The 17,683-nt window shown below is 42.3% G+C and carries 18 protein-coding genes; 16 read left to right on the forward strand and 2 right to left on the reverse strand.

Annotated elements, in window-relative coordinates:
- The first annotated feature begins 220 nt into the window (after positions 1-220).
- Positions 221-1,828: a glutamine hydrolyzing CTP synthase gene (gene pyrG, locus ACP7A0_RS16890; RefSeq protein ID WP_003215143.1), complete on the forward strand. Its 1,608-nt coding sequence runs from the start codon at positions 221-223 to the stop codon at positions 1,826-1,828.
- Between the two features lie 40 nt (positions 1,829-1,868).
- On the opposite strand, the gene ACP7A0_RS16895 is transcribed toward pyrG, so the two are convergent.
- The gene (locus ACP7A0_RS16895; RefSeq protein WP_106038971.1) at positions 1,869-2,399 is read right to left on the reverse strand and encodes a DUF2529 domain-containing protein; all 531 of its coding nucleotides are present in this window, start codon (positions 2,397-2,399) and stop codon (positions 1,869-1,871) included.
- Positions 2,400-2,579: 180 nt separating this feature from the next.
- On the opposite strand from ACP7A0_RS16895, the gene ACP7A0_RS16900 reads away from it, so the two are divergent.
- The 10 genes from ACP7A0_RS16900 to ACP7A0_RS16945 all read left to right on the forward strand — a co-directional run bounded on the left by ACP7A0_RS16900 (position 2,580) and on the right by ACP7A0_RS16945 (position 12,973).
- A complete protein-coding gene (locus tag ACP7A0_RS16900) occupies positions 2,580-2,954 on the forward strand; it encodes a response regulator (RefSeq protein ID WP_003214681.1) in 375 nt (124 codons plus the stop codon).
- A gap of 178 nt (positions 2,955-3,132) precedes the next feature.
- Positions 3,133-3,990, forward strand: coding sequence for a class II fructose-bisphosphate aldolase (locus tag ACP7A0_RS16905; protein ID WP_034660304.1), 858 nt, complete (start codon positions 3,133-3,135; stop codon positions 3,988-3,990).
- A gap of 112 nt (positions 3,991-4,102) precedes the next feature.
- The gene (gene fsa / locus ACP7A0_RS16910; protein ID WP_034660303.1) at positions 4,103-4,741 is read left to right on the forward strand and encodes a fructose-6-phosphate aldolase; all 639 of its coding nucleotides are present in this window, start codon (positions 4,103-4,105) and stop codon (positions 4,739-4,741) included.
- 247 nt (positions 4,742-4,988) lie between these two features.
- On the forward strand, positions 4,989-6,278 hold the full coding sequence (locus ACP7A0_RS16915; RefSeq protein ID WP_034660302.1) for a UDP-N-acetylglucosamine 1-carboxyvinyltransferase: 1,290 nt from the start codon (positions 4,989-4,991) through the stop codon (positions 6,276-6,278).
- A 32-nt stretch (positions 6,279-6,310) separates the two neighbouring features.
- Entirely contained in the window at positions 6,311-7,276 is a 966-nt protein-coding gene (gene glpX, locus ACP7A0_RS16920; RefSeq protein WP_012011567.1) for a class II fructose-bisphosphatase, read from the forward strand.
- A 364-nt stretch (positions 7,277-7,640) separates the two neighbouring features.
- Positions 7,641-8,924 carry a transcription termination factor Rho gene (gene rho, locus ACP7A0_RS16925; protein ID WP_003215202.1) on the forward strand — a complete coding sequence of 428 codons (1,284 nt, stop codon included), beginning with the start codon at positions 7,641-7,643 and terminating at the stop codon, positions 8,922-8,924.
- A 130-nt stretch (positions 8,925-9,054) separates the two neighbouring features.
- Complete coding sequence (rpmE, locus tag ACP7A0_RS16930; RefSeq protein ID WP_003215407.1) at positions 9,055-9,255, forward strand: 50S ribosomal protein L31; 201 nt, start codon at positions 9,055-9,057, stop codon at positions 9,253-9,255.
- Positions 9,256-9,342: 87 nt separating this feature from the next.
- Entirely contained in the window at positions 9,343-9,945 is a 603-nt protein-coding gene (locus ACP7A0_RS16935) for a thymidine kinase (protein WP_003214626.1), read from the forward strand.
- A 279-nt stretch (positions 9,946-10,224) separates the two neighbouring features.
- Entirely contained in the window at positions 10,225-11,925 is a 1,701-nt protein-coding gene (gene malS, locus ACP7A0_RS16940; RefSeq protein WP_106048104.1) for an oxaloacetate-decarboxylating malate dehydrogenase, read from the forward strand.
- A 91-nt stretch (positions 11,926-12,016) separates the two neighbouring features.
- Entirely contained in the window at positions 12,017-12,973 is a 957-nt protein-coding gene (locus ACP7A0_RS16945; RefSeq protein ID WP_106072973.1) for an AEC family transporter, read from the forward strand.
- Positions 12,974-13,007: 34 nt separating this feature from the next.
- On the opposite strand, the gene racA is transcribed toward ACP7A0_RS16945, so the two are convergent.
- Entirely contained in the window at positions 13,008-13,556 is a 549-nt protein-coding gene (gene racA, locus ACP7A0_RS16950) for a chromosome-anchoring protein RacA (protein ID WP_106072972.1), read from the reverse strand.
- 210 nt (positions 13,557-13,766) lie between these two features.
- On the opposite strand from racA, the gene prfA reads away from it, so the two are divergent.
- The 5 genes from prfA (at position 13,767) to ACP7A0_RS16975 (ending at position 17,611) form a co-directional block, all read left to right on the forward strand.
- Complete coding sequence (prfA, locus tag ACP7A0_RS16955) at positions 13,767-14,834, forward strand: peptide chain release factor 1 (RefSeq protein WP_034660298.1); 1,068 nt, start codon at positions 13,767-13,769, stop codon at positions 14,832-14,834.
- The gene (gene prmC / locus ACP7A0_RS16960) at positions 14,824-15,708 is read left to right on the forward strand and encodes a peptide chain release factor N(5)-glutamine methyltransferase (RefSeq protein ID WP_060597490.1); all 885 of its coding nucleotides are present in this window, start codon (positions 14,824-14,826) and stop codon (positions 15,706-15,708) included. Before prfA ends, prmC begins: the two co-directional genes overlap by 11 nt.
- Before the next feature lie 141 nt (positions 15,709-15,849).
- Complete coding sequence (locus tag ACP7A0_RS16965; RefSeq protein WP_034660296.1) at positions 15,850-16,329, forward strand: hypothetical protein; 480 nt, start codon at positions 15,850-15,852, stop codon at positions 16,327-16,329.
- A gap of 118 nt (positions 16,330-16,447) precedes the next feature.
- Positions 16,448-17,104 (forward strand): stage II sporulation protein R, encoded by a 657-nt coding sequence (gene spoIIR / locus ACP7A0_RS16970; protein WP_034660295.1) that lies wholly within the window; start codon positions 16,448-16,450, stop codon positions 17,102-17,104.
- Between the two features lie 63 nt (positions 17,105-17,167).
- Positions 17,168-17,611 carry a GNAT family N-acetyltransferase gene (locus ACP7A0_RS16975; protein ID WP_106061452.1) on the forward strand — a complete coding sequence of 148 codons (444 nt, stop codon included), beginning with the start codon at positions 17,168-17,170 and terminating at the stop codon, positions 17,609-17,611.
- Positions 17,612-17,683: the final 72 nt, after the last annotated feature.

The following is a 17,683-nucleotide window of genomic DNA, read 5'->3' on the forward strand; positions in this document are numbered from 1 at the left end:
CAAAACAGGACAAAACCGTCTTGACTTTCGAGAGCGAACTATGTAGTATGTATTTTGGGCTCTCTAAAAAGAGTACGTAAAGATACGTTCATTTACGCTCCCTTTCATTTATTTGAAAGGGAGCTTTCTTATTTTTCAAGAGATTTAGGGATACACTCTAATAAGGATGAAGCTGTGCATGTCTAGTCATGCAAGGGTAAAAAAGAGAGGAGCATACGAAATGACAAAGTATATTTTTGTAACAGGAGGAGTTGTTTCCTCACTTGGAAAAGGGATCACGGCTGCATCGTTAGGCCGCCTTCTGAAAAATAGAGGGATGGATGTCACCATTCAAAAATTCGATCCATATATCAACGTAGACCCAGGGACGATGAGTCCTTATCAGCACGGTGAGGTCTTCGTCACAGATGACGGTGCTGAAACAGACCTTGACTTAGGTCACTACGAGCGCTTCATTGATATTAACTTAAATAAGTACAGCAACGTCACAACTGGTAAAATCTACTCTACTGTTCTGAAGAAAGAGCGCCGAGGCGACTATTTAGGCGGAACCGTACAGGTTATTCCCCATATTACAAATGAAATCAAAGACCGCGTGTACCGTGCCGGAAAAGAAACAGGTGCAGATGTGGTTATTACAGAAATCGGTGGAACAGTAGGAGACATCGAATCCCTTCCTTTCCTTGAAGCGATTCGTCAAATGAAGAGTGACATTGGCCGTGAAAACGTGATGTACATTCATTGTACCCTTGTTCCTTACATCCGAGCAGCTGGTGAACTGAAAACAAAACCAACACAGCATAGTGTAAAAGAACTTCGCAGCCTTGGTATCCAGCCAAACGTTATTGTGGTCAGAACTGAAATGCCAATGACCCAAGACATGAAGGACAAAATTGCGTTATTCTGTGATATCGATACAAAAGCTGTTATTGAATGTCAGGATGCAGACACGCTGTACTCTATTCCGCTTGATTTACAAAAACAAGGACTAGACAAGCTTGTATGTGAACATATGAAACTTGACTGCCAAGATGCAGACATGACGGAGTGGACAGCGCTAGTCGATAAAGTACAAAATCTCTCAAAACAAGTCACAATTGGTCTAGTAGGAAAATATGTTGAACTGCAAGATGCTTACATTTCTGTCGTTGAATCACTTCGCCATGCTGGTTATGCATTTGATGCAGACGTTCAAATCAAATGGATCAATGCAGAAGAAGTGACAGCAGAAAATATGGCTGATTTCGCGCAAGATGTAGACGGCATCATCGTTCCTGGAGGCTTCGGAGACCGCGGAGTGGAAGGGAAAATCATTGCTACACAATATGCCCGTGAAAACAAAGTGCCATTCTTCGGAATCTGCTTAGGAATGCAAGTTGCGTCGATCGAATATGCGAGAAACGTACTAGGCCTTGAGGGAGCTCATTCAGCGGAAATTGATCCTGAAACAGCATTCCCAATCATTGACCTTCTCCCAGAACAGAAGGATGTAGATGATCTAGGCGGAACACTTCGTCTTGGGCTGTATCCATGTAAATTAAATGAAGACTCAAAAGCATTTGCTGCATACAATGACGAAGTGGTCTACGAACGCCACCGTCATCGCTATGAGTTTAATAATGAATTCAGACAGCAAATGGAAGCCGCAGGCTTTGTCTTCTCTGGTACAAGCCCAGACGGACGTCTTGTTGAAATTATCGAGCTGAAGGATCATCCTTGGTTCCTTGCTTCTCAGTTCCACCCAGAATTCGTCTCAAGACCGACAAGACCACAGCCATTATTTAGAGATTTCGTTGGTGCTTCACTGCAAGCATCTGAATCAAAATAAATCAAAAACTGCCGAGAATATGATCTTCTCGGCAGTTTTTTTATTCATATTCCTCAACGATTTCTTTCACAGTAAACGATAGAGCGTGGTAGACGTATAAGCATGTCATTAAAGCAGGATAACCGAACCTTGTTCCGTCATCAGCGGGCACAAGCGGTTTCTTGAGCTGAAAATCAATGTGGACATCACAATGCTCTTCAATCATGGACGGCTCCTTTTGTGCTGGACCGACACCAACAATGGGCGTACCTTGAGCGTGCAGCTCTTTTACAAGAGATTGAATATCCTCGTCTTCTGGGTCTGAATAAAATAGCAGCACCCTGTCACTTGGATGAAGCAAGCTGAGCTCCGTTTGATCAAGCGGCAGTACTTTCGCACCTGGAAAGGGCTCCTTGCTTTCAGTTGCCTCTAGGGCTACAGCAGCCAGTTCATTCTTTCCGTGAAAATAAACAGCATGTCCACTGACAACGGCTTGTGCAAGAAGGCGTGCACCATCCTCGATCGCTTCAGCCTGCTTTTCTCCAATACGTGAAAAAATACCTGATAACTGGGTCGTGAAAATTTTTAACAAGACTGATTTCCTCCTTCGGTCAGATCATTTTATAATAGAATATAAAGAGAATATTAGGAAAAATGCTCAGAAAATGTCGTAAAGTAAACTATTATAAATAAAGGAAATGTGAAAATCAAACAGAATTATTTAACAACAGCTCTTTTTATGGCGAAAAATGAAAGCAATGGGGTGTAACAGATGAATGAGAAAATTTTAATTGTCGATGATCAATACGGTATTAGAATATTATTAAATGAAGTGTTTCATAAAGAAGGCTATCAAACCTTCCAAGCAGCCAATGGACTTCAGGCGTTAGATATTGTGAAAAATCATAGACCAAACCTTGTTCTGCTTGATATGAAGATTCCCGGAATGGATGGTATTGAAATTTTAAAACGCATGAAATTAATTGATGAAGACATCCGTGTCATCATTATGACAGCCTATGGCGAATTAGACATGATCCAAGAATCAAAAGAACTCGGTGCATTGACTCACTTTGCGAAACCATTTGATATTGATGAAATCCGAGATGCTGTCAAAGAATACTTGCCGCTCGAAACAAATGGTTAGATGGAAATGATTGAATCGAGTCATTCTGTTGCCGATTTGTCGAATAATTGGTATCCTAGATAAGAAGAAGAAAGCGATCTGACTTTGAAAGTTTACATATGGCGAGAAATTCTGGTCATGCTAGGGTGGAGAGCTTTTTTTAGTAAGCAAATTAGCTACATAGGGAGGATTTTTCATCATGCCTTTAGTTTCAATGACAGAAATGTTGAAAGACGCAAAGGAAAAAGGTTACGCTGTTGGACAGTTTAACTTAAATAATTTAGAATTCACGCAAGCGATTTTACAAGCTGCTGAAGAAGAGAAATCTCCAGTTATCTTAGGAGTATCTGAAGGAGCAGGACGCTACATGGGCGGCTTCAAAACAGTTGTCGCAATGGTAAAAGCGTTAATCGAAGAATATAATGTAACAGTTCCTGTTGCGATTCATTTAGATCACGGTTCAAGCTTTGAATCTTGTGCAAAAGCAATCCATGCAGGATTTACTTCTGTCATGATCGACGCTTCTCACCACCCATTCGATGAGAACGTAGCAACAACTGCGAAAGTAGTTGAGCTTGCACATTTCCACGGTGTATCTGTAGAAGCTGAGCTTGGAACTGTTGGCGGACAAGAAGACGACGTCATCGCTGAGGGCGTTATTTATGCTGATCCAAAAGAATGCCAAGAGCTTGTAGAACGCACTGGCATTGACTGCCTTGCACCTGCACTAGGTTCAGTTCATGGTCCATACAAAGGTGAACCAAACCTTGGTTTCGCTGAAATGGAAGAAATTGGTAAAATGACAGGCCTTCCACTTGTTCTTCATGGCGGAACAGGTATCCCAACTGCTGACATCAAGCGTTCAATTTCACTTGGTACAGCAAAAATCAATGTAAACACTGAAAACCAAATTGCTTCTGCGAAAGCAGTACGCGAAACACTTGCTGCAAAAACAGAAGAGTATGATCCACGTAAATATCTTGGACCAGCTCGTGACGCAATTAAAGCGACTGTTATCGGCAAAATGCGCGAATTTGGTTCTTCTAACCAAGCATAATTTGATGAGAACCGAAAGCCGCCTGAGTCACAGGCGGTTTTCTCCATATCTTGAGAAAGCGCAATCAAAATTTACATTTCAGACAATTTATTAATAGGAGAGTGGCACGGTTATGTTATTTTTCGTAGATACAGCGAATATCGCAGACATCAAAGAGGCGCACGAGCTTGGCATTTTAGCAGGCGTGACAACAAACCCTAGTTTAGTAGCGAAAGAAAAGGACGTATCATTCCACGACCGTCTTCGCGAAATCACTGACGTCGTATCAGGTTCTGTCAGTGCAGAAGTCATTTCCCTCAAAGCAGAAGAAATGATTGAAGAAGGAAAAGAGCTTGCTGCCATCGCACCAAATATCACGGTCAAAGTACCGATGACAACAGATGGCCTTAAAGCTGTCAAAGCGTTAACAGACCTTGGTATTAAAACAAACGTCACTTTGATTTTTAGTGCAAACCAGGCATTGCTTGCAGCTAGAGCTGGTGCAACGTATGTCTCTCCATTCCTCGGCCGCTTAGATGACATTGGCCAAAATGGTCTCGATCTCATCAGTGAAGTGAAAACTATTTTTGATGTTCATGGATTAGATACACAAATCATTGCTGCATCCATTCGTCACCCGCAGCACGTGACAGAAGCTGCGCTTAGAGGTGCTCATATCGGCACAATGCCGCTGAAAGTCATCAAGCAGCTGACAAAACACCCGTTAACGGATGCAGGCATTGAGCAATTTTTAGCAGACTGGAATAAATAAGTGATTGTGGCAGGCGGGATTGTCTCCCGTTTGCCGCAGTTTTCCTTAAAAACGCTAAGAAATGTTTTGTGCAAAGAAGAGAACATCACAGCCTCGCAAAGCTTCGATTATTTTTCTTCCGACAAATTTCGTTTAACCTGTATTCTTTCTCTTGATATTGGCTAAATTTTGGACAAGACCTTTTAAAGCGCGACATCCACAAACAGTATAACTCCAACAGTGATCTTCTTTAAGAAGGGAGACAAATATGGAAAAGTTAAACATTGCCGGCGGTGACCCTTTGCGCGGGACCGTACATATTAGTGGTGCGAAAAATAGTGCAGTGGCACTGATTCCTGCCACGATTCTCGCTGATTCTCCAGTAACCATTGAGGGCCTTCCGCATATTTCAGATATTGACACATTACGAGATCTGTTAGAAGAGATTGGCGGAAAGGTTACGTTTGAAAAAGGTGAAATGATCGTCAATCCTTCTTCCATGATCAGTATGCCGCTTCCTAATGGAAAGGTGAAGAAACTGCGTGCATCCTATTATTTAATGGGAGCCATGCTTGGCAGGTTCAAGCAGGCTGTCATCGGACTGCCAGGAGGATGTCACTTAGGACCTAGGCCGATCGATCAGCATATCAAAGGCTTTGAAGCACTTGGAGCCGAGGTGACAAACGAGCAGGGTGCGATTTATTTGCGCGCTGAAAAATTAGTCGGAGCTCGTATTTACCTTGATGTTGTCAGTGTAGGTGCGACCATCAATATCATGCTGGCAGCCGTACTGGCTGAAGGAAAAACGGTGATTGAAAATGCCGCAAAAGAACCCGAAATTATTGATGTAGCGACACTGCTTGCAAGCATGGGAGCCAAAATCAAAGGTGCGGGTACTGATGTGATTCGAATCGAAGGTGTAGAATCTCTTCATGGCTGTAAGCATTCCATCATCCCTGACCGCATAGAAGCAGGCACATTTTTAATTGCTGGTGCTGCGATGGGAGATGAAGTTGTTCTTGATAATGTGATCCCAACTCATTTAGAATCAATTACGGCGAAACTTAGAGAAATGGGGTTCACCATTGAAACGAGCAACGATCAGATGCTGATCGTTGGCAGAAACGAAGGACTCAAGCCTGTCGATATCAAAACCCTTGTGTATCCGGGCTTTCCGACTGACCTTCAGCAGCCGATGACGGCGCTCTTAACAAAGGCGAAAGGCACGAGTGTGGTCACAGATACGATCTACTCAGCCCGCTTTAAGCACATTGACGAATTGCGTCGAATGGGTGCAAACATGAAGGTCGAAGGTAGATCTGCCATTATAACTGGGCAAACGCAGCTTCAAGGAGCAAAGGTCAAAGCAAGTGACCTGCGTGCAGGTGCTTGTCTCGTCGTTGCAGGGTTAATGGCAGACGGTGTGACCGAAATCACAGGGCTTGAACATATAGACAGAGGATATAGTTTGCTTGAGAAGAAGCTTGAAGGCTTGGGTGCAACCATCTGGCGTGAAAAGCTGAATGACCAAGAAATAGAAGAACTTCAAAATTCGTAAGGCTTTGACTGTGAGAGGAGATTTGGACAAAAATGGAAAGAAGTTTATCGATGGAACTAGTACGGGTGACAGAAGCAGCCGCATTAAAATCTGCCCGTTGGATGGGAAGAGGATTAAAAGACGAAGCGGATGATGCTGCAACAAGTGCAATGCGTGATGTATTTGATACCATTCCGATGAAAGGAACAGTGGTCATTGGCGAGGGAGAAATGGACGAAGCACCAATGCTTTATATTGGGGAAAAGCTTGGGAACGGATACGGACCCCGCGTGGATGTTGCTGTTGATCCATTAGAAGGAACAAATATTGTGGCAAGCGGCGGCTGGAATGCCTTAGCTGTTATTGCGGTTGCAGATCATGGCAACCTGCTGAATGCACCTGATATGTACATGGATAAGATCGCAGTAGGTCCAGAAGCGGTAGGCTGCATCGACATCGAAGCGCCTGTCATTGATAATCTTCGCGCTGTGGCAAAAGCAAAAAACAAAGATATTGAAGATGTCGTTGCAACGATTTTAAACAGAGATCGACATGAGAAAATTATTGCTGAACTGAGAGAAGCAGGAGCAAGAATTAAACTGATCGATGATGGTGACGTTGCAGGAGCCATTAATACAGCATTTGATCACACAGGTGTTGATATTCTATTTGGTTCAGGCGGAGCGCCAGAAGGTGTCCTTTCTGCTGTTGCGTTAAAGGCACTTGGTGGTGAAATCCACGGAAAGCTTCTTCCTCAAAGTGAAGAAGAACTGAGACGCTGTGAGAAAATGGGGCTGGATGTTGGCAAAGTCCTAAGAATGGAAGACCTCGTGAAAGGCGACGACGCCATTTTTGCAGCGACTGGTGTAACAGACGGCGAGCTATTAAAAGGTGTTCAATTCAAAGGCTCTGTTGGAACAACACATAGTGTTGTTATGCGTGCGAAATCGGGTACAGTTCGTTTCGTAGACGGCAGACACAGCTTAAAGAAAAAACCGAATCTTGTCATTCGTCCGTAATCTGAAAGCGGGTATTCATTACCCGCTTTTCATATAGGTGTCAAATGTATATCATTTTCTTTTTAAAGTTGAATATTCTCTGCAAATGAGGTAAAACTAAAGAGTGCTGCGAAATTTTCTGCGAATTTACTTCTTTTAAGCTTCAACAAGTTTAAATACTGCCGCATCATGACGATATACTCATTATCCTTCTCTATGTTGACAAAGCTCAATTTCACATTGTTCCTATCTTTTACGATAAAACGAGTGGGAGCGTTACCATGAGAGCGAGGTCATTCCAACAAAACGGAATTAAAAGCTAATCAAATACAATGGTCATGCATTTGTAATGAAATACATTGACTAGAAAAGTGTGGTGTCCATATTGAAAGATGTTTCGATTTCATCTTTGGAAAATATGAAATTAAAAGAGCTGTATGAGTTAGCAAAAAAATACAAAATCTCTTATTACAGCAAACTAACAAAAAAAGAATTAATTTTTGCCATCTTAAAGGCGAACGCTGAGCAAGAGGATCTCTTATTTATGGAAGGGGTTCTTGAAATTATTCAGTCTGAGGGATTTGGTTTCTTAAGACCAATTAACTATTCTCCAAGTTCTGAAGACATTTATATTTCAGCTTCACAAATCAGACGCTTTGATTTACGAAACGGAGATAAGGTGTCTGGAAAGGTACGACCTCCAAAAGAGAATGAACGCTACTATGGCCTCCTTCATGTAGAAGCGGTAAATGGGGACGACCCAGAATCAGCTAAGGAACGTGTTCACTTTCCTGCACTCACGCCGCTATTCCCTGATCGTCAAATGATTCTTGAAACACAGCCTAATCACCTGTCTACTAGAATTATGGATATGATGGCGCCAGTTGGGTTTGGGCAGCGTGGTTTAATTGTTGCACCGCCTAAGGCTGGGAAAACCATTTTGCTCAAAGAAATTGCCAACAGCATTTCTGAAAATCACCCAGAGTCAGAGCTGATTGTCCTTTTGATAGACGAACGCCCGGAGGAAGTAACAGATATCGAACGTTCTGTTGCAGGGGATGTTGTTAGTTCAACCTTTGACGAAGTACCGGAAAACCACATTAAAGTAGCAGAGCTTGTATTAGAGCGTGCCATGCGTCTTGTTGAACATAAGAAAGATGTCATCATCTTAATGGACAGCATCACAAGGCTTGCTCGTGCATACAACCTTGTCATCCCGCCAAGCGGCCGAACGCTTTCCGGCGGTATTGATCCAGCGGCCTTCCACCGTCCAAAACGCTTCTTTGGTGCTGCGCGTAACATTGAAGAAGGCGGAAGCTTGACGATTTTAGCCACTGCGCTTGTGGATACGGGATCACGTATGGATGATGTGATTTATGAGGAGTTTAAGGGAACGGGGAACATGGAGCTTCATTTGGACCGATCTCTTGCAGAAAGAAGAATTTTCCCAGCGATCGACATTCGTCGTTCTGGTACGAGAAAAGAAGAACTGCTTGTACCAAAAGAGCATCTTGACCGTCTATGGGCGATGAGAAAATCGATGTCAGATACACCTGACTTTGCTGAGAAGTTCATGCGCAAAATGAGAAAAACAAAGACAAACCAAGAATTTTTCGATATTTTAACGCAAGAATGGAAACAAGCGAACATGTCTGCATCAAGAAGATAGCTTGTTGAAAAAATACATTTGCAATCATAGACTCACACTGTTATAATTTCATCATGTGCGTTTCAGAATTTATTCTGAGATATTAACTCTGTTTCCGAATTGGATTCAGGGCGGAAGGAGATGACAGTAGATGAAAACAGGAATTCATCCTAACTACAAAAAAGCTACAGTCAAATGCGCTTGTGGAAATGAGTTTGAAACTGGATCAGTAAAAGAAGAGGTACGCATCGAGATTTGCTCTGAGTGCCATCCTTTCTATACAGGCCGTCAAAAATTCGCTTCTGCTGATGGACGTGTTGACCGCTTTAACAAAAAATACGGTCTTAAGTAATAATAGATACAATAAACAGGCAGGAATCCGTTCTTGCCTGTTTTTTTACGTGGATTGATGGAACTTTAAAACGGGGGAGAAGACCTTATGTATGTGATGAAACAAAGCGGTTGGCTTGAAGTCATCTGCGGAAGTATGTTTTCTGGAAAGTCGGAAGAATTGATTCGGAGAGCCAAAAGAGCCACCTTTGCCAAACAAGAAGTAAAAATATTCAAACCAGCGATTGATAACCGATATAGTACAAGCTCAGTTGTCTCACATAACGGTTCATCAGTCGATGGGATTGCAGTAGCCTCACCAAAAGACATAATAACGCACATATCAGAAAGAACCGATGTCATTGGCATTGATGAGGTGCAATTTTTTGATGAGACAATCATTGACATTGTCACTCAATTGGCTGATAAAGGTTACCGAGTCATTGTTGCAGGCCTTGATCAAGATTTCAGAGGAGAGCCATTTGGTGTTGTTCCGCATTTAATGGCATGTGCAGAGCTTGTAACAAAACTTCAAGCAGTTTGTTCGGTATGCGGCTCCCCAGCGAGTAGAACACAACGCTTGATCGACGGTAAACCCGCATCCTATGATGATCCCATTATTTTAGTAGGTGCGCAGGAATCATACGAAGCACGATGCAGACATCACCATGAAGTACCAAGACTTGACGTTGGTACAACACTTGACAATTAAAAAAATAGCAAATGCCGCTGTGTTTCGTTTTTCGAGATTTTGGCTGAACACCCATCATTTGTACTTAAATAAATTAAATAACGCTACGAAAAAATTATCTAATTTTCAACGCTTGCGTTTTAGCATAAGCAGGCATAAAATGACTAACTGTAGTGTAAAGCATTTTAACGAAAAGTTCGATTTCTTGTCATAATTTTTTTGATTAAGGATTTTCCTCCTTAATCGTTCTTTAAATTAATAGTTCACTTTATTTATATTTTAGAAAGAGGGTAGTTTTTGATGAACAACGTGAAGAAAACAAAAGAAGGGTACCTCGAAACCACTTTGTCAGGTAAAGATGTATTATCGATTCCAACGTTGAACAAAGGCGTTGCTTTCTCTGAAGAAGAAAGACAAGAGCTTGGACTAGAAGGCTTACTTCCTCCAACTGTTCTCACTCTAGAACAACAAGCGGAGAGAGCGTACAAGCAATTTCTGGCACAGCCAGATCGTCTTCGTCAAAACGTATACTTAAGTGATTTGCAAAACCGTAACGAAGTATTGTTCTATAAGCTTCTAACAGACAAGCTTCGTGAAATGCTTCCTGTTGTGTACACACCAACTGTTGGTGAAGCGATTCAAGAATACAGCCATGAATACAGAAGACCTCATGGTGTCTATCTTTCAATCGACAACATTGACGGCATTGAGAAAGCATTTGAAAACTTACATGCAACAGCAGGAGATATTGACCTTATCGTTGCAACTGACTCTGAGAGCATTCTTGGAATTGGTGACTGGGGTGTTGGTGGTATCAACATCGCAATCGGTAAATTAGCTGTTTACACGGCTGCAGCAGGTATTGATCCAAGCCGCGTAATTCCAGTCGTATTAGATGTTGGCACAAACAATGAAAAATTATTGAATGATCCATTATACATCGGAAACCATCACAAACGTGTACAAGGTGAAAAATACGAAGAATTCATTGATGCTTATGTAAAAGCAGCGCTTAAATTCTTCCCGAAAGCCTTACTTCACTGGGAAGACCTTGGAAACAAAAATGCGCGTAACATCATGAAAAAATACAATGATAACATCTTAACGTTCAATGATGATATTCAAGGTACTGGTGCCATTACTTTAGCGGGTGTTCTTGCAGCTGTCAAGAAAACTGGTACTCAATTGAAAGATCACCGTGTTGTCATTTTCGGAGCTGGATCAGCTGGTATCGGAATCGCAGATCAAGTGCGTGACGCAATGGTCCTTGAAGGTCTAACGGAAGAAGAAGCCAACAATGCATTCTGGACATTAGACTACAGAGGTTTGCTAACAGATCAATTTGAAGATGAAGTGCTTGATTTCCAAAAACCATACCTTCGTTCTTCTGCTGAAGTAGAAGGCTGGGCACGCGATGAAAAAGGACAAATCTCATTTGCTGAAACTGTTCGCCAAGCGAAGCCAACAATCCTTATCGGTACATCAGGTCAAGGCGGTGCATTCACTGAAGAAATCATTAAAGAAATGGCAGCTCATACAGAGCGTCCAGTGATCATGCCAATGTCTAATCCAACACCACTTGCTGAAGCAGTGCCAGAGGATCTATTCAAATGGACAGACGGCCGTGCACTGATTGCGACAGGAAGCCCGTTCGAAAACGTTGAGTATAACGGAATCGAATATGAAATCGGACAATCAAACAATGCGTTCGTTTTCCCTGGACTTGGTCTTGGTTCGATCGTAACAGAATCAAAAATCATCACAAAAGCCATGTTCGTCGCTTCTGCGAATGCAATTGCTGAAATGGTTGATCATGAGAAACCAGGTGCTGGTCTACTGCCAAGCATTGATAAATTGCAAGAAGTGTCAATCCATGTGGCTGTTGAAGTAGCGAAAGCAGCTATTGAAGATGGTGTCGCAAGAAAAACGCCTGACAACATCGAACAAGCTGTGAAAGATGCAATGTGGATTCCTGAATATAAAAAAATTGTAAGAGCATAATAAAAAGTGTAACGCGGCATTGTTTCGGGTAATCTAAGCAATGCCGCAATAAAATAAGAGACATGTAAAGGATTCAAGGAGGAATAGTAAGATGGACTTTTTAAATATTTTGATCCTCCTAGCACCGATTTTTTTCGTTATCGCGCTGGGTTGGTTCGCAGGGAACTTCGGCAGCTATGACGCTAAATCTGCAAAAGGTGTAAGTACACTTGTTACAAAGTATGCTTTGCCAGCGCACTTTATCGCCAGCATTCTGTCAACACCAAAAGATAAATTCTATAGTCAAATTCCATTTTTCGTTGCATTGATTTTCGGAATCGTTGGTTTTTATATCATTATCCTTTTAGTTACGAAATTTGCTTTTAAATATGATTTAACAGATTCATCTGTTTTCTCGTTAAACTCAGCACAACCGACCTTTGCATTTATGGGGATTCCGGTCTTGGGTAGTTTATTTGGGGCTCAAGAAGTTGCAATTCCGATTGCTATTACCGGAATAGTTGTAAATGCATTGCTTGATCCAATTGCCATTATTGTGTCAACTGTCGGTGAAAAAACAAAAGGAAAAGCCAAAGACGGCGAAAGTTTCCTAAAAATGACGACAAAAGCGATTTTGCACGGTTTATCAGAGCCGCTTGCACTTGCACCGCTAGCAAGTATCATTCTTGTACTTTTAGGATTTAAACTTCCTGAAATCGGACATGAAATGTTAGAGGAAATCGGAAGTGTGACATCAGGGGTTGCGCTATTCGCAGTCGGTGTCACTGTAGGTATTCGAAAAATTAAACTGAGCTTACCAGCATTCAGTATTGCACTATTAAAAGTAGCTGTACAACCGCTGCTTATGTATCTTATTGCCGTTCTTATGGGTCTTTCGGCTGATGAAATTACAAAAGCTGTATTACTTGTTGCCTTCCCAGGTTCAGCTGTTGCAGCGATGATCGCAACACGATTTGAGAAACAAGAGGCAGAAACTGCATCCGCATTTGTGATCAGTGCCATTATGTCACTCATTACATTACCGATCATTATTGCACTTACCGTATAATATAGTAGAAGGCTGCCTCATGAGGCAGCCTTTCTTAGCGAAATGAATGAAACAGAGGGAAGAGCACACGCTTTTTTTTGATGTCAGGGTGTGTGATTTCCTTTTTTTCTTCTATTTGAGAGGGTTGTTTCAAGCTCGCGGCAAGACGCTCAAGTTTAGTGGTGAGATCTTCAATTTCTCTGCGGTGCTGAAGCAGCTGGTATGATACACCTTCATCTGCTTTTTTAGCCAGTTTCCGTTCGAGTTCTTGCAGTCGATTTTCTACATCAGTGACATGCAATTGCTGCTGAATGAGCTGTTTCACTTGCTTTTCTAATGCTTCAATCCGCCTTGTGGAGGCATCAGTTTCTGCAGCAGGTGATAACTGTTGAACGGTTTCCTCGTGGATTGGCAGTCGAATGTCTTGGAGGATCACACCTTCACTCATTTGGTGTTTGACTTCTTTGAGCAGCTGTACAATATCTTCATGAAATTCATAATGTCCAAGTTCATTCCGGGCGACAGGGATGTTGAGCTGTTTAACCCAACGCTGAATCGTTTTTGAAGAAACACCAATTTCTTTTGCAACCTCATTTGTATTCAAACCAAATGCCCTCCCTTTTTTCAATTATAAGTACCATTCTCTTCAAGGAGGACCTGTTCCTTCACGTTAGACAAAACAAGTAACCAATCGCCAAAGATCGTGTTTTCTAGCGGAAAATTGCAGAAAATCAATTGTTTTGGAAATTTTTTTGACTGTCATACCCCGCTATACTATAATTAGACTGTTACGCACAAAACAGAGGTGAAGACCATGTTAGACCGTTTAAAATCAATTGAAGAACGCTATGAAAAGCTAAATGAATATTTAAGTGATCCTGAAGTGGTGAACGACCCTAAGAAGCTTCGTGAATATTCGAAGGAACAATCTGATATTCAAGAAACTGTTGAGGTATATAGACAATATCGTGCGGCATACGACCAGTTAAGTGAAGCGAAAGCAATGCTGGAAGAGAAGCTGGATGCCGAGATGCGCGACATGGTCAAAGAAGAAATTTCAGAGCTCACAGAGGAAACGGAACGTTTAGAAGACGAGCTGAAAATCTTGCTGATCCCGAAAGATCCAAATGACAACAAAAACGTTATTGTGGAGGTTCGTGGTGCAGCGGGAGGAGAAGAGGCCGCGCTTTTTGCTGGAAATCTTTACCGTATGTACAGCCGTTATGCTGAAATGCAAGGCTGGAAAACGGAAGTGATGGAAGCGAGTGTCACTGGCACAGGCGGTTATAAGGAGATTATCTTTATGATCAGCGGGAAAGGCGCATACTCCAAACTAAAGTTTGAAAACGGCGCACACCGCGTGCAGCGTGTTCCGGAAACAGAATCAGGCGGACGGATTCATACATCAACAGCGACAGTTGCTGTCTTGCCTGAGGCTGAAGAAGTTGAAATTGATATCCATGAAAAAGACATCCGTGTAGATACTTTCACATCAAGCGGACCTGGCGGACAAAGTGTCAATACGACCATGTCTGCTGTTCGATTAACTCACCTTCCAACAGGTGTGGTTGTATCCTGTCAGGATGAGAAGTCGCAAATCAAAAACAAAGAAAAAGCCATGAAAGTGTTGCGTGCGAGAATTTATGATAAATTCCAGCGTGAAGCACAGGCTGAATATGATCAAACGCGTAAATCTGCTGTTGGAACAGGGGATCGTTCAGAGCGTATCCGTACGTACAATTTCCCGCAAAACCGTGTAACGGACCACCGCATCGGATTGACGATTCAAAAGCTTGATCAAATTTTAGAGGGAAAACTTGACGAGGTCATAGATGCATTAATTATGGAAGACCAAGCAAGAAAGCTTCAAAATGCAAAATAATCAGCGAACCATCTTTGAAGCCCTTAAATGGGCTTCTTCTTTGTTAACGGAAGCCGGTAGAGACCAAAACGCAGCAGAGCTCCTTTTGATGCATGTACTGGGCCTAAGCAGAAGTGAACTTCTTGCACGTTTTCATGATCTGCTGCCAGAGGAGCAAGATCGGTTGTTCAGCGAGTTTGTCACGCAGCATAAGAAAGGCGTGCCTGTTCAGCATCTAACGGGTATTGAATTCTTTTACGGCCGTCCCTTCGAGGTGAACAAACATGTTCTCATTCCTCGTCCTGAAACGGAAGAGGTCGTTTTGGCGGCGCTGAATCTGGTGAGTGACGTCTTCCCGCACGATCAGCCGCTCAAAGCAGTGGACGTTGGCACAGGAAGCGGGGCAATTGCGATTACGCTGGCTCTTGAAAAAGAAACATTATCTGTCACAGCAACGGATATTTCACATGAAGCACTTGCGGTAGCAAAGCGGAATCAACAAGCGCTTGGTGCAGACGTCCATTTTTTACAAGGTGACTTACTCGAACCTATCATGGATCAAGGCATCAAAGTGGATCTGTTTATTTCCAATCCACCTTATATTGCAGCAGAAGAAATGGACAGTTTGTCAGAGGTGGTTACAAAGCATGAGCCAGAGAATGCGCTGACAGATGGACGTGATGGTCTGTGGTTTTACAAGCGTCTCATTCGTGATCTTCACTGGGTACTTCATGAGCAGGCGGTCGTTGTCTTTGAAATTGGACATACGCAAGGGCAAGATGTAAAAGCACATCTCTTGCAGTCATTTCCCGCGGCAGATGTCCGCATCGTCAAGGACATAAACGGGAAAGACCGAGCTGTTTGCGCACACATTCAAAACGGAAAGTCCGGCTGAAAAAGTCGGACTATTTTATTATGTAAAGATGAAACTTATGGTAAAAGAGAAACGTATATATAGAAGAATGAACATTCTGATCATGATTTTTTTACATAAATTTGTTTTGAAGGAGCGAATGGTGTGAACAGAAGGTATGCGATGGTGTTGGTCATCGTCAGTGTACTATTGATTGTGAGTGCTTGTGGTAAACCGAGCTTTAAAAAAGAAGCAGCAGCATTTGGAGAAAGCTATAAAAAAGCACAATACACAGTGAATCGAACAGATGACCTAACTGACATGAAGGAGAAGCTGAAGTTTTATTTAACTGAGCATGAATATCAAGAATATACACAAGACAGCATGTTCCCGAGCGTGTTAGAAGCAGCAAAGGATCAAGATTGTCAAATTAAGCTGAAGAAAATTACGTTTACGCCTTCAGATGAAAGCGATGACAGAATTGAATTTGACTATGAAATGATGATTCAATTTATTGATCAAAAAGGAAAGGTTAAAAAAGAAATCAAGAAAAAAGGAGCAATGACTGTCATCAAAACAGAATCAGGGTTAAAAATCAGCCGAGATTGGGATGGGAGACTGTACCCTTCCGATTACCAATCCTCACTCCAAAGCCGTTCTTAATGGGACGGCTTTTTTGATTTGACTTATAATCTATTAAAAAAATCATTTTGTCTGTTTATGAGATGGGTTTCCTGGACACAATGTTTGTAGCGAAGAGAAAAAGTGGGGGGAACACATCATGTTTAAAAGTAAAATGATGATTTGTCTTTATATGTTTCTATTATTATGCGGTGCTTTTGCAAACCTTGGAAGGGAGGAGACAGCGGCTGCTTCTGCAAATCAGCCTGTTGTAATACCAGACGAAGCGATCCGTTTACGCATTTTAGCAAATAGCGATCGTTCAGCGGATCAGGATGTGAAAAGAAGCATTCGTGACGAGGTCAATGCCAATATGACAGAGTGGGTTAAAGACCTCACGTCCATTGAAGAAGCAAGACGTGTAATTCGGACCAAGCTGCCAGAAATCAATCGTATTGCCAAAGCGAAATTGAAGGAACAGCACATTGATCAATCCGTCTCAGTCAGCTTTCAAAAAGCCTCATTTCCAACAAAGCTATATGGGAATTTCGTCTATCCTGCAGGGGAATATGAAGCCATTTTAATTACACTTGGAGAAGGGGATGGAGCCAATTGGTGGTGTGTGTTATTCCCGCCGCTCTGCTTTATCGATTTTTCAAATGGAGAAGCCATCGCATCGCCAGAGGGGGATGAGGATAACCAAGTGACAGCGCAGCAAACAGATGAGTCTGTTAATGAAGTGGTGAAAGAAGAGAAAGAAGAGACCGGTGAAGTGAAATTCTTTTTATTCGAATGGGTCTCTAGTCTTTTCTCCTAAAAAAGGTATAAATCTGTTTTTGCCTCATAGAGTTGAAGTAAGAGATCAAAAAGAGGTGAAAGCATGTATTATCAATTAAGAATAGCCACAGAAGAAGATGCCCCAGCGATCAATGCTTTTCTTGAAAAGGGACAAGCGAAAGGTGGCGTCACGCTTGCAGAGCGTACGACATTTGTTGTCATGGAAGATGCGGACGGTCAGCTGGCGGGGTGTTTAGGTCTTGAACAGCTTAGTGAACAAGAGGGCTTGCTGCGGTCCCTTGTCATATCAGATAAACTAGGTCAGGGACACATCGTGTCTTTGTTCCAAAGTGTTCAAACGATCGGAGGAAAAATAGGCGTGGATACTTTTTATGTCGTCGCAAACCACTCCTCCTCACATGACTTTTTGGCATTGATGGGCTTCACGCCATTAGAGGACATTCCAGAAAGCATGTGGGTATCTGCACATGCAAAAGAGATATTGGCGAAAGAACAAGCTGTGGTTCTTCATAAAAAAGGAAGTTAATCACAACATACTGGACTTATACACATACTTATCCACTGTTAAACAAGCGTTATCCACAAATTGTGGACAACG

The organism is Bacillus sp. DWP3-1 (assembly GCF_049896565.1).
In the GTDB taxonomy this organism is placed as follows: domain Bacteria; phylum Bacillota; class Bacilli; order Bacillales; family Bacillaceae; genus Bacillus.

Coding starts and splice junctions, on each gene's coding strand:
- prmC (WP_060597490.1), top strand. CDS start 14,824: ATGCAAAATAATCAGCGAACCATCTTTGAAGCCCTTAAATGGGCTTCT.
- ACP7A0_RS16915 (WP_034660302.1), top strand. CDS start 4,989: ATGGAAAAGTTAAACATTGCCGGCGGTGACCCTTTGCGCGGGACCGTA.
- malS (WP_106048104.1), top strand. CDS start 10,225: ATGAACAACGTGAAGAAAACAAAAGAAGGGTACCTCGAAACCACTTTG.
- ACP7A0_RS16905 (WP_034660304.1), top strand. CDS start 3,133: ATGCCTTTAGTTTCAATGACAGAAATGTTGAAAGACGCAAAGGAAAAA.
- ACP7A0_RS16945 (WP_106072973.1), top strand. CDS start 12,017: ATGGACTTTTTAAATATTTTGATCCTCCTAGCACCGATTTTTTTCGTT.
- spoIIR (WP_034660295.1), top strand. CDS start 16,448: ATGTTTAAAAGTAAAATGATGATTTGTCTTTATATGTTTCTATTATTA.
- ACP7A0_RS16965 (WP_034660296.1), top strand. CDS start 15,850: ATGGTGTTGGTCATCGTCAGTGTACTATTGATTGTGAGTGCTTGTGGT.
- fsa (WP_034660303.1), top strand. CDS start 4,103: ATGTTATTTTTCGTAGATACAGCGAATATCGCAGACATCAAAGAGGCG.
- ACP7A0_RS16900 (WP_003214681.1), top strand. CDS start 2,580: ATGAATGAGAAAATTTTAATTGTCGATGATCAATACGGTATTAGAATA.
- glpX (WP_012011567.1), top strand. CDS start 6,311: ATGGAAAGAAGTTTATCGATGGAACTAGTACGGGTGACAGAAGCAGCC.
- rpmE (WP_003215407.1), top strand. CDS start 9,055: ATGAAAACAGGAATTCATCCTAACTACAAAAAAGCTACAGTCAAATGC.
- pyrG (WP_003215143.1), top strand. CDS start 221: ATGACAAAGTATATTTTTGTAACAGGAGGAGTTGTTTCCTCACTTGGA.
- ACP7A0_RS16935 (WP_003214626.1), top strand. CDS start 9,343: ATGTATGTGATGAAACAAAGCGGTTGGCTTGAAGTCATCTGCGGAAGT.
- prfA (WP_034660298.1), top strand. CDS start 13,767: ATGTTAGACCGTTTAAAATCAATTGAAGAACGCTATGAAAAGCTAAAT.
- ACP7A0_RS16975 (WP_106061452.1), top strand. CDS start 17,168: ATGTATTATCAATTAAGAATAGCCACAGAAGAAGATGCCCCAGCGATC.